Source organism: Flavivirga amylovorans, from assembly GCF_030540875.1.
In the GTDB taxonomy this organism is placed as follows: domain Bacteria; phylum Bacteroidota; class Bacteroidia; order Flavobacteriales; family Flavobacteriaceae; genus Flavivirga; species Flavivirga amylovorans.
The window spans coordinates 272,826-285,082 of record NZ_JAUOEM010000004.1; the positions used below are offsets into that span (position 1 = coordinate 272,826).

The window sequence follows — 12,257 nt, forward strand, 5'->3', positions numbered from 1 at the left end:
AATTTATTCTTCTTCTTCGGCTGCAACTACTTTAGCTGGAGCAGCTTCTGCTTTAGGAGTTGCTGCTTTAGCTTTTGGAGCTTCAGTAGCAGATGCTGTTGCATCTTTTTCTGCTTTACGTTCAGCTAAACCATTAGCGATAGATGCTGTTACGTGAGTTAAAATCTTATCAATCGATTTAGAAGCATCATCATTTGCAGGGATTACATAATCAACTTGACGTGGATCAGAGTTGGTATCTACCATTGCAAAAATAGGAATGTTTAATTTCTGTGCTTCTTTAATCGCGATGTGCTCACGTTTAATATCTACAACAAATAAAGCTCCTGGTAAACGAGTCATGTCGTTAATAGAACCTAAGTTTTTTTCTAACTTAGCTCTTAAACGATCTACTTGTAAACGTTCTTTTTTAGAAAGTGTCATGAACGTACCGTCTTTCTTCATTCTATCAATAGAAGCCATTTTTTTAACGGCTTTTCTAATAGTAACAAAGTTTGTTAACATACCACCTGGCCATCTTTCTGTAATGTAAGGCATGTTAATAGAACCAGCTTTTTCTGCTACGATATCCTTTGCTTGTTTTTTTGTTGCAACGAATAAAATTTTACGACCTGAATTAGCAATTTTGCTTAATGCAGCACCTGCTTCATCAATTTTTGCCGCTGTTTTATAAAGGTTGATAATATGGATGCCGTTGCGCTCCATATATACGTAAGGTGCCATGTTTGGATCCCACTTACGTGTTAGGTGACCGAAGTGTACACCTGCTTCAAGTAATTCTTTTACTTCTACTGCCATTTTGTAATAGTTTACGTTCTGTTGAATTAGCAATGATTAAGTGGTCATTTTTTAATCGCCTTAATCATTTAGATGCTAAACTTATTAATGCTGAACTTGTTTCAGCAACTTTTAATTTTTTTTGAAAATGTTTCTAGTAACTGATAAACAGATACCGAAACAAATTCGGTATTAACGTTTAGAGAATTGGAATTTCTTACGCGCTTTCTTCTGTCCGAACTTTTTACGCTCTACCATTCTTGGGTCTCTAGTTAATAAACCTTCTGGTTTTAATGTTAATCTGTTTTCAGCATCTAATTCGCACATTGCGCGAGATATTGCTAAACGAACAGCTTCTGCTTGACCTGTAATACCTCCTCCAAATACATTTACTGTAATATCAAAGTTGCTATCATTGTTAGTCATAACTAAAGGTTGTTTTACTTTGTACTGTAATGTTGCAGTAGTGAAGTAAGACGTTATGTCTTTTTTATTAATCGTGATGTTCCCTTTTCCTGGGGCAACATACACACGAGCAACAGCCGTCTTTCTACGGCCAATTTTGTGAATTACGTCCATTATTTGAATTCGTTTAAGTTAATTGTTTTAGGTTTTTGAGCTTCATGAGTATGAGCTGAACCAACAACAACATTTAAATTACGGAATAAAGCTGCACCTAATTTATTTTTAGGTAACATTCCTTTTACTGATTTTTCTACCACTCTTGCAGGGTCTTTCCCAAACAATTCTGTAGCAGTTAAACTTCTTTGACCACCTGGGTAACCTGTGTGACGAATGTACGTTTTATCGTTCCATTTGTTTCCAGATAAGCTGATTTTTTCTGCATTAATAACAATTACGTTATCTCCGCAATCAACATGTGGTGTGAAGTTTGGCTTGTGCTTACCTCTTAAAAGTTTAGCAACTTTAGAAGCGAGACGACCAAGTGCTTGACCTTCAGCATCAACTAAAACCCACTGCTTATTTACAGTAGCTTTGTTGGCTGAAATCGTTTTGTAGCTTAATGTATCCACACTAATTAATTTTTATTTATTAAACATTCCTCTCTCAAAAAGAGTTTGCAAATTTACGATTATATATTTGATTACCAAATAGTGAAGAGAGATTATTTTACCTGAGTTTTGTGCAATAAAATTCGCATATAAAATATGGGTTTGTTAATTTGTTTTAATTAACTCTTAATTAAGGGGTGTAAATCTCAGGATCTGGATAAAATGCTGCTATGGCAAACCAATAACTTATAACAGATTTTGCACCTAAAAGTGTTTCGCCTTGTCTGGGGCCTTCAATAGCTTTTCCGAAAATAGACCATTTGTTTCCTTCATTATCTTTAAAAAAGGCTTCAGAATTGCTAAAACCGTAATCAAAAGTTAAATCTTTTTGATCACCAGATAATTCGTATCCGTATATTAAATTATTGTTTCCAACAATTAAATAGTCTGTAGCTTTAAAAGTATCTCTAATTACATTTCCGTTATTGAAGTCTGAAAACTGATAAACCTTAGATTTGTCTCCGTCTATAATGGCATAAATGCGTTTTTTATTAGGTAAAGAAGTGTTTATAATTTCTGGGGTAAATATGAATCGATTATTGTTAGTCGCATAATCTCCATAAGGAGAAGTGCCGTACGTTCTTGAAAACCCCGTTTGGGTTGTTAAAACTTCTGTATTTGGATAAAGCGTTTTCCAGGTTTTCCAATTTGTTTCCACAACATCAATTAATTTAGGAGTGTTGTTAATTAGTTGTCCATTTACGCATTCAAGTCTTAATTGAGACCAATTACTATCTGTATTCCTGTCATATAATATGAGGTTAGCATTATATAATAAGCCAGATACTCCAAAGGTGGTTCTTGTTCCATTACTTATGCTTTCCCAAGCAAAAGCAGTTCCGGTTAAGGGGCAATAATTCAAAGTGAAAAATGTGTTGCTTATTTCATCGTTAACTACTTCATGCCAATCTAAAATAAAGTGTGGATAAGCCTTTGCTTGGTCGCCTTCTATAATTCCAACAACAAGATCGTTATCGTTTAGAAAATTAGCGTTATTGGCAGTAGTAAAAAAAGGGTTATCAATTGATGGAATTCCGTCTTTACCTGGCCCTCCATCTTTAACATCTGAAATTGGTATTAGCCATTGACTAGAATTATTACTATTCTCATTAGATCCATCAGAAGGTTTATCATTATTAACATCACTAGTACTACAAGAAATTAACAGTGAGCAATATGTAAATAAATAAAAAGCGTTTTTTTTCATAGCATTTAATTTAATTGTAAAACATTTTTTTTCGGGAGTATTTTTAGTAAAACCCCAGCGGTAATTCTATAGGTTGGTGTTAATTGTGTGCCATCGACATTATTATAAATGGGTATTTCTGCTTTTGTAGAAAACGTCATGTTAGGTGTAAGATTAATTGAGAAGTTTGGTATTACTGAAATCCAATCGCCACCTGTATTGTCTAAATCAAAACCATCAATTTTATCTTGCCCCGCATTTCTGTATTTGAAAGATAGGCTAGGAGTGGTTATTGTTTTAAATAATATAAACTGATCTGAAAAACTTATAAACCCTTGAAATTCATTCCCGAATTTATAGGAGCTATTTTCAAAATAAGAATCATTAGTTCCTGTGCTTCTATAAATTGCTCTTGAAGAAAATGTAAAAGAAGGTCTAAAACTAAAATTCTTAGAAAAAGAAGTCCAATAAATTATATCCCAAGCATTACTGCCTGGTTGCAAATCGGCATTTAATGTAATTCCTTGATCGTTTGTTTCAGTAGATGAACCTAAGGGGATTTTTGAACCTAGTCCAATGGCGATATTACTTTCTTTACCTAATATATTTGGAAAATTATATTTTAATAATAAAACAGCATCTCCAATACCCGAGGTTTGGTCTAAGTTTTCATTTCCAAATTGTGAAATTTTACGTCTTTGATTTACCCATGTGAATAAGCCTTCAACAGAAAACCTATTTGTGATGGAATAATTGGCATTTAATAAAACGGAATGTGTAATTCGTAATCTTGAATTATCATTTAAAGTTTCAGTTCCCGAATTTAAAGTGTTTAAATAGTTGTAATCGTAATTTAAGCCTATTTGAATAGTACCTTTTTCTTGTTGAGATAATCCTATGTTGTTTGATAAAGGAATGCCACCGGAACAGCAGGTTTGGGCATTAATTTGAGTGCAGACCAAAATAGATATAATGAAAAATAGTCTTTTGGAATTCATGGCAAATTTCTTAGCGGTAAATAAAGTGTCGTTAAAAAAGGGCTAGCCTTACTAACTTTAACATTTAGCCCCATGCTATTATTTTACATTCCAATAGTATTTATTAAAGCTTCTGCAATCCACTTATCACTTGTACCTAAACCAATATCTAAATGGAAATAGATGGTGTTTGTGCTTATGATTTAAATAGCTACTACACTTAAGAGTCAATTTTTGCCTATTTTTGCAGCGTTATGCAAGAGTTAAAACTTTCAGATTGGTTGCCTACCACAAACAAAGAGGTTAAAATACGTGGTTGGGATGAACTTGACGTTATTTTATTTAGTGGTGATGCTTATGTGGATCACCCGTCGTTTGGTCCCGCTGTAATCGGTCGTATTTTAGAAAGTTATGGTTTGCGTGTTGCTGTGGTGCCACAACCTAATGTTAACGATAATCTTCAGGATTTTGTAAAATTGGGTGCTCCAAAATTGTTTTTTGGGGTTACGGGGGGTTGTATGGATCCAATGATTAGCAATTATAATGCTAATAAAAAGAGACGAGATAAAGATGCCTATACGCCAAATGGAGATATTGGTTTTCGACCAGATTATGCTACAACAGTATATTCTAAAATATTAAAGGAAAAATGGCCGGATGTGCCTGTTTTAATTGGAGGTATTGAAGCATCGTTGCGTCGTGTAACCCATTATGATTATTGGAGTGATAAATTAGTGCCAACTATTTTAGAAAGCTCGAAAGCAGATATGTTGGTTTACGGAATGGGAGAACAACCTTTACGAGAAGTTGTGCGTTTGTTGCAGAAAGGAGTCCCTTTTAGTAGTATTACTACAATAAAACAAACCGCAGTACTTTTAAATAAAGACGCTAAAATACCCAAGAATAGTAATTGGGAAGATATTGAAATTGTATCGCACGAAAAATGTTTAAAAGATAAGAAAGCTTTTGCTTCTAACTTTAAAACTATTGAGCAGGAATCTAATAAATTAGCTGCACGCCGTATTTTTCAGAAAGTAGGAGAGAAGACCTTGATGATTAATCCACCATATCCTACCATGACGGAAAAGGAAATTGATGCTTCTTTCGATTTACCATACACGCGTCTGCCACATCCTAAATATAACAAACGAGGGCCTATCCCTGCGTTTGAAATGATTAAGTTTTCTATAAACATACATCGTGGTTGTTTTGGAGGGTGTAGTTTCTGTACCATTTCGGCACATCAAGGAAAGTTTATTGCATCTCGTAGTCAGGAGTCTGTATTGCGCGAAGTTGATACTGTGGCAAATATGCCAGACTTTAAAGGCTATTTATCAGATATTGGAGGGCCAAGTGCGAATATGTATAAAATGAAAGGTAAAGTACAGTCTATATGCGATAAGTGTGTAGCACCTTCGTGCATTTCACCAGTTATTTGCAGTAATTTAGATACCTCTCATAAGCCGTTAACCAAATTATATCAAGCAGTCGATAAGCATCCAAAAGTAAAAAAATCCTTTATTGGAAGTGGTATTCGTCACGATATGCTTGTGCCAGAATTTAATAAGAATGCGGATGCAAAAGAATTAGATGATTATACTGAAGAGGTTATGACTAAGCATGTGTCTGGTAGACTTAAGGTAGCGCCAGAGCATACTAGTGATCCTGTTTTAAAATTAATGAGAAAACCTTCGTTTACTTATTTTCATAAGTTTAAAGAGCGATTTGATAAGATTAATATTAAGAAGAATTTAAAGCTACAATTAATCCCTTATTTTATATCGAATCACCCAGCTTGTGAAGTCGAAGATATGGCTAACCTTGCTGCCGAAACTAAGGATATGGGGTTTCAGCTTGAGCAAGTACAAGGCTTTACACCAACACCTATGACGGTAGCTACGGTAATTTATTATAGCGGGTACCATCCTTATACACTTAAAAAAGTAAATACACCAATAACGCGTAAAGAGAAAGACGAACAACATCGATTTTTCTTTTGGTATAAGAAAGAAAATAAAGATTGGATTAGAAATACGTTAAATAAATTGGGTCGCCAAGATTTATTAAAAGTGTTATTGCCGGAAAATGATAAGTGGCGAAAAAATAAACCAGGTAAACCTAAGCATACTTTTAATGATGCGATCCCTTTTAATCAGCGAAAGAATAAGGCGAAGTTTAAGAGTAAGAAGAAACAGAGGTAGTATAATACCCCTGTAGCCCCCTCAAGAGGACAATTATAACTGCTCGTAGCCCAAATATTATCTACTTAAAGATCTAATAACTTTAGTTTGTATTATAGGTTTCATGATTTAGATTGTCCCCTTGAGGGGACTACAGGGGTGTTTTTATAATTATTCCATCAATTCTTTTACAGTCTCTTCAATAACCAATAAAACACTGAACATATTTTTCTTGACTTCTTCATTTGAAAATCTCAAAAACCTAACACCATAAACTTCTAATTCTCCCTGCCTTTTAGCATCGTATAAAAAGCTATGGTCATGACTACTGCCATCAATTTCAATAGCTAAACCAATTTCATGACAATAAAAATCAACAATATAGTTAAGCATAGGAACTTGTCTGTGAAATTGAACACCGTAAGCACGTTGTTTAATATTCTGCCATAACAAAACTTCTGGTAAAGTACTGTTTTTTCGAAGCTGTCTTGCGAGTTGTTTTAATTCAGGGTTGTATGGAATTATTTTGTTTCTCATGGGTTACATTTTGTGCTCTGACACCCCTAAAGTCCCCTCAAGGGGACAATCCTCAAATTAAACTTAGGAACTGGTATTATAGAGTGTTTTTCAGTTTAGATTTAAAACAATATAATTCTACAGTTGGTTTTGGGTATAATAGAAGGAAAAAATATTCATTTCAATGTAATGATAATTGAAAATAAATAATTTAATGAGCCTCCAGCCAATTATCACCAATATCTAAATCGACGTCTAATGGAACTTCCAATTTATAAGCATTTTCCATTTCGGTTTTTACCAAAGTTTTAATACTTTCTAATTCGGGTTTGTAAACATCAAAAACCAATTCATCATGTACTTGTAAGAGCATTTTAGATTTATAATTTCCTTCGGAAAGTTTGTTATAAATATTAATCATGGCAATTTTAATAATATCGGCAGCACTTCCTTGTATAGGTGCGTTTACAGCATTTCTTTCTGCGGCACCTCTAACAACCGCGTTTCTGGAATTAATATCTTTTAAATAGCGACGGCGGCCCAATACGGTTTGGACATAGCCATGATCTCTAGCAAAATCTACTTGTTCACTAATAAAGCTTCTAAGTTTTGGGTAGGTAGCATAATACGTATCGATAAGTTCTTTAGATTCACTTCTCGATAAATCTGTTTGATTGCTTAACCCAAAAGCAGAAACCCCATAAATAATACCAAAATTAACCGTTTTAGCATTACTACGCTGTTCACGAGTCACTTCATTTAAAGGGACATTGAATACTTTTGAAGCTGTTGATGCGTGAATATCTTCTCCGTTTTTAAATGCAGAGATCATGGTTTCTTCTTCACTTAAAGCAGCAATGATACGAAGTTCTATTTGAGAATAATCGGCAGCTAAAAGTGTATAATCTTCATTTCTCGGAATAAAAGCCTTTCTTACTTGTCTGCCTCGTTCGGTACGGATAGGAATATTTTGAAGATTAGGATTGTTACTACTCAATCTGCCAGTTGCTGCAACAGTTTGCATGTAATCGGTGTGTATACGACCTGTTGACTCTTCAACCTGTTCTGGAAGTGCATCAACATAGGTACTTTTAAGTTTAGCTAAACCTCTATAGTCTAAAATATTTTGGATAATTTCATGATCCTTTGCTAAATAAGATAGAATATCTTCGGAGGTAGCATATTGACCCGTTTTGGTCTTTTTAGGTTTGTCTACAAGCTTTAATTTTTCAAAAAGAATAATACCCAGCTGTTTAGGCGATGCGATGTTAAACTCTTCTTCGGCTGCATCGTAAATTTTAGTTTCTAACGAAGCAATATCTTTATTTAATTCTTCAGAAAGGGAGTTTAGGAATTCTTTATCTAAATTAATGCCTTCTAGCTCCATAGCAGCGAGTACACGAAGTAATGGAATTTCAATATCATCAAAAAGTTTTTGAGTATTTGCTTCACCTAATTCTTTTTCAAAATGCTCTTTTAATTGAAGCGTAATATCGGAATCTTCAACCGCATATTCTGTTTGCTTATCTAGAGGAACATCACGCATTAATAATTGGTTTTTTCCCTTTTTACCAATCAGTGTTTCGATAGAAATGGGTGAATAATTCAAATAGGTTTCTGCCAATACATCCATATTATGCCGCATATCTGGATTGATGAGGTAATGCGCCAACATGGTATCAAATAACTTGCCTTTAACTTCAATATTATATTTAGCTAAAACTTTAATGTCATATTTTAAATTTTGTCCGATTTTCTGAATCTCTTCATTTTCAAAAAATGGACGTAATTGTTCTATAAGTTCTTGAGCTTCAGCTTTATTTTCAGGGAATGGTACATAAAACCCTTTGCCTACTTCCCAAGAAAAAGCAATGCCGACCAATTCTGCTGTAATAGGATTTAAACCTGTAGTTTCTGTATCGAAACATACAGAAGTTTGATTCATTAAATTTTTAATGAATAGTTTGGTGGCAATTCCTGAATCTATACTTTGATAAAAATGAGAGGTTGTTTCTGCTGTTTTTCGCGTATATTCAGATACGGTTTCTGTATTCAATACCTCAGAAACATCACCTCCAAACAAAGAAAATTGACCCGCACCCGCAGAGGCTTGTTCTTTAGGTGTCGCTTTTGTTTCCGATTGTTTTGTGGCTGATTCAGTAGTTTGTTGAGCTTCACTAGCAGTAGCAAATGTTTTGTTAAAATTGTCAATTAAACGCCTGAATTCTAATTCTTGAAAAATCTCAGTAACCTTAGGGATATCGGGTTGGTCTAATTCAAAATCTTTAGCATCAAAAGTTACAGGAACATCTAACATAATGGTGGCTAGTTTTTTTGAAAGAATCCCTAGTTCGCCATTAGCTTCAATTTTCTCTTTCATTTTACCTTTTAATTCATGAGTGTTGGCTAGAAGATTTTCCATACTGCCATATTGTGCTAAAAACTTTTTGGCTGTTTTTTCACCTACGCCAGGAAGACCAGGTATATTATCACTGGAATCCCCCATCATTCCTAAAAAGTCAATCACTTGTAAAGGATCGGTAACTTCAAATTTTTTCTGAACTTCTGGAATGCCCCAAGTTTCGTAACCGCCACCAAAAACAGGGCGATACATAAAAATATTTTCAGATACTAATTGTGCAAAATCCTTATCTGGAGTTACCATAAAGGTTTTGTAGCCTTCTTTTTCGGCTTGTTTAGAAAGTGTTCCAATAACATCGTCAGCTTCATAACCTTCCTTAACCATAATAGGAATATGCATGGCCTTTAGTATATTGTAAATGTATGGAATAGCAATTTTAATAGCCTCTGGAGTTGCATCTCTATTCGCTTTATATTCCTGATACATCTCAACACGATCTACACTGCCTCCTTTATCAAAACAAACAGCTAAATGATCAGGCCGTTCTCGTTTAATAACATCTAAAAGCGAATTCATAAAACCTAAAATAGCTGAAGTATCTGTTCCTTTTGAGTTAATTCGGGGGTTTTTAATGAAAGCATAATAACCACGAAAAATTAAAGCATAAGCATCTACTAAGAAAAGACGTTTTTGATCTGACATTTGATTTGTTTTTGAAAGAAAATCAAAGCTACAAAAAGTAAATCGTAAAATAGCTTTTAAAATGCTTTCGGTTAATAATTAAGATTCTGGTTTGAGCAAAACTTCATTATCCGTAGCAAATAATGATAAATTACAAATTAATAAAATTCTTAACAATTAGTTAAATAAAATTCACTTTGCAATCATTACCTTAGAATACTATTATATTTGGTAAAAAAGAAATATGCTTCGTTGGATTATTTTCCTTGTTATTTTTGGAATCGCCGATATCTATGCTTTTCAAGCATTTAAAACGATTTCAAAAAATAACTGGCTTCAAATATTATATTGGCTTATCACAGTTTTAATAATAGGTAATTTTGTTTTTCATTATTACGGTTTTAATAGAAGTGATGGATTCTCTCATGGTCATGCTTATGCTTTTGGGTTTTTTATAGCCTTGTTAATACCAAAAATGGTTTTGTTGGTCTTTATGCTTGGTGAAGATATTATAAGAGTGCCACAAGCCGTTTTTAGATATTTTACAGAAGGCGATACGGCCAAGGGAAATTATTTTGCATCAAGACGTCAGTTTGTAAGCCAGATAGCAATGGGGCTTGCAGCGATACCCCTAGCTTCAATTATTTATGGTATTTATAAGGGGAAATACAATTATAAAGTATTAAAGTATACTCTTCACTTCGAAGATTTACCAAAAGCCTTTGATGGCTATAAACTAACCCAAATCAGTGATATTCATTCTGGAAGTTTTGATAATATAGATAAGGTAAATTATGCAGTAGATTTAATAAACAAACAGGAAAGTGATGTCATATTATTTACAGGAGATATGGTAAATAATAAAGCAGAAGAGTTAGTGCCTTACAAAAATGTTTTTGGTAGACTAAAGGCAAAAGATGGCTTATTCTCTGTGTTAGGGAATCATGATTATGGAGATTATGTGATATGGGACTCTGAAGAAGCAAAAAAGCAAAATTTAGAAGATTTAAAAAGTCTCCAGAAAGAAATAGGATTTGATGTACTGTTGAATGAAAGTAGGTACTTAGAAAAAAATGGTGAGCGTATTGCTTTAGTTGGTGTAGAAAACTGGGGCGCAGGTGGATTTAAAACAGCAGGAGATTTAAAAAAAGCTTCAAGCAATATTGGTAAAGATGATTTTAAAATTTTAATGAGTCACGACCCGTCACATTGGGAAAAGAGGGTGATTCAGGATGATTACCATTATCATTTAACATTAAGTGGACACACTCATGGTATGCAGTTTGGAATTGAAATACCAGGATGGTTTAAGTGGAGTCCTGTAAAATGGCGCTATAAATATTGGGCAGGTATTTATGAAGAATTAGGGCAATATATTAATGTAAATAGAGGCTTTGGGTATTTAGCATTTCCTGGGCGTGTTGGAATATGGCCAGAAATAACAGTTATAGAACTTAAAAAAAGCCCAAATAGTGCATAATTGTTAAGAAATGCTATATTTGTATAAGCACAATTTGGCTAAAAAACGATAAAGTATGTCAAAATTTGGGGAACTTATAGATGTGGAAATTCCAGTTCTGTTAGATTTTTATACAGAATGGAATGATCAATCAACAGCGATGCATCTTGTTTTAAGAGATGTAGCTGCGGCACTTGGAGATAAAGCTAAAGTGATAAAGATTGATGTCGAAAAGAACGAAGAACTTGCTGAAGCTTTAAGAGTTAAAACCTTGCCAACACTTATTATTTATAAGGATGGTGAGATGAAATGGCGCCAAAGCGGAGAGCAGGATGCCAATACACTTATAAGTATTATTCAGCAATATGCTTAATATCACATTGCTTGAAAGCTATAGCCTTTCTCGCTAAAGAATTCTAATGCTTTAGGTAACGTGTATTGCATATTTTTTGAGGCTTTTACACTATCATGAAAAACAATAATACTTCCATTAGTTGCTGTATTGGTAACATTGTTTAAGCAAGTTTCCTTACTAACATTTCTGTCCCAATCAAAAGATAATATATCCCACATTATTATTTTATAACCTAATTCTATTAGCTCTTTTCCTTGTTTAGGTGTTATTTGTCCATAGGGTGGGCGAAATAGATTGATGATGGACGATTGACGATTGACGATTTCAGAATTGTTATTTGAAGCTTGATTATTAATAATATCTTGAGCTTCTTCAATATTTCTTAAATAGTCTTTACTTTTAGTCTTCCAGCCCTTTATATGATTGTGAGTATGATTTCCAATGTTATGTCCTTCATTTAAGATGTTTTGAAAGATATCGGGGTGTTTTTTAATATTATTTCCAATACAGAAAAAAGTAGCTTTAGCGTTGTATGCTTTTAAAGTACTCAACACCCAATTTGTAATTTCGGGTGTTGGGCCATCGTCAAATGTTAGGTAAATAACTTTATCTGTCGTAGGAATGTCCCAAATATAATTTGGGAACATTTTTTTTACGATTAAAGGTGTTTTAACAGGTGCTAAGGTCATAC

11 protein-coding genes are annotated in these 12,257 nt (G+C 33.7%); 3 read left to right on the forward strand and 8 right to left on the reverse strand.

Translation table 11 applies throughout. The features are described 5' to 3' along the window. Positions 1-3: 3 nt before the first annotated feature. From rpsB to Q4Q39_RS12875, 5 genes are all read right to left on the reverse strand, one after another. The gene (gene rpsB, locus Q4Q39_RS12855) at positions 4-798 is read right to left on the reverse strand and encodes a 30S ribosomal protein S2 (RefSeq protein WP_303282910.1); all 795 of its coding nucleotides are present in this window, start codon (positions 796-798) and stop codon (positions 4-6) included. A gap of 171 nt (positions 799-969) precedes the next feature. Then, positions 970-1,356: a 30S ribosomal protein S9 gene (gene rpsI, locus Q4Q39_RS12860; RefSeq protein ID WP_303282911.1), complete on the reverse strand. Its 387-nt coding sequence runs from the start codon at positions 1,354-1,356 to the stop codon at positions 970-972. Further along, positions 1,356-1,811, reverse strand: coding sequence for a 50S ribosomal protein L13 (rplM, locus tag Q4Q39_RS12865; protein WP_303282912.1), 456 nt, complete (start codon positions 1,809-1,811; stop codon positions 1,356-1,358). Before rplM ends, rpsI begins: the two co-directional genes overlap by 1 nt. Before the next feature lie 169 nt (positions 1,812-1,980). Beyond that, complete coding sequence (locus Q4Q39_RS12870) at positions 1,981-3,057, reverse strand: DUF3179 domain-containing protein (protein WP_303282913.1); 1,077 nt, start codon at positions 3,055-3,057, stop codon at positions 1,981-1,983. Between the two features lie 5 nt (positions 3,058-3,062). Next, positions 3,063-4,034, reverse strand: a complete 972-nt coding sequence (locus tag Q4Q39_RS12875; protein WP_303282914.1) for a transporter family protein — start codon at positions 4,032-4,034, stop codon at positions 3,063-3,065. 233 nt (positions 4,035-4,267) lie between these two features. On the opposite strand from Q4Q39_RS12875, the gene Q4Q39_RS12880 reads away from it, so the two are divergent. Next, on the forward strand, positions 4,268-6,214 hold the full coding sequence (locus tag Q4Q39_RS12880) for a YgiQ family radical SAM protein (RefSeq protein ID WP_303282916.1): 1,947 nt from the start codon (positions 4,268-4,270) through the stop codon (positions 6,212-6,214). 150 nt (positions 6,215-6,364) lie between these two features. Here the strand turns inward: Q4Q39_RS12880 and Q4Q39_RS12885 are convergent, their stop codons facing one another. Both Q4Q39_RS12885 and polA read right to left on the reverse strand, forming a co-directional pair. Next, positions 6,365-6,730, reverse strand: coding sequence for an endonuclease domain-containing protein (locus Q4Q39_RS12885; protein WP_303282917.1), 366 nt, complete (start codon positions 6,728-6,730; stop codon positions 6,365-6,367). Between the two features lie 190 nt (positions 6,731-6,920). Next, the gene (polA, locus tag Q4Q39_RS12890) at positions 6,921-9,773 is read right to left on the reverse strand and encodes a DNA polymerase I (RefSeq protein WP_303282918.1); all 2,853 of its coding nucleotides are present in this window, start codon (positions 9,771-9,773) and stop codon (positions 6,921-6,923) included. Between the two features lie 223 nt (positions 9,774-9,996). On the opposite strand from polA, the gene Q4Q39_RS12895 reads away from it, so the two are divergent. Together Q4Q39_RS12895 and Q4Q39_RS12900 are read left to right on the forward strand one after the other, a co-directional pair. After that, the gene (locus Q4Q39_RS12895) at positions 9,997-11,232 is read left to right on the forward strand and encodes a metallophosphoesterase (RefSeq protein WP_303282919.1); all 1,236 of its coding nucleotides are present in this window, start codon (positions 9,997-9,999) and stop codon (positions 11,230-11,232) included. 55 nt (positions 11,233-11,287) lie between these two features. Beyond that, positions 11,288-11,584: a thioredoxin family protein gene (locus tag Q4Q39_RS12900; protein ID WP_303282920.1), complete on the forward strand. Its 297-nt coding sequence runs from the start codon at positions 11,288-11,290 to the stop codon at positions 11,582-11,584. A 2-nt stretch (positions 11,585-11,586) separates the two neighbouring features. Here the strand turns inward: Q4Q39_RS12900 and Q4Q39_RS12905 are convergent, their stop codons facing one another. Beyond that, positions 11,587-12,255, reverse strand: a complete 669-nt coding sequence (locus Q4Q39_RS12905) for a polysaccharide deacetylase family protein (RefSeq protein WP_303282921.1) — start codon at positions 12,253-12,255, stop codon at positions 11,587-11,589. Between the last annotated feature and the right edge of the window lie 2 nt (positions 12,256-12,257).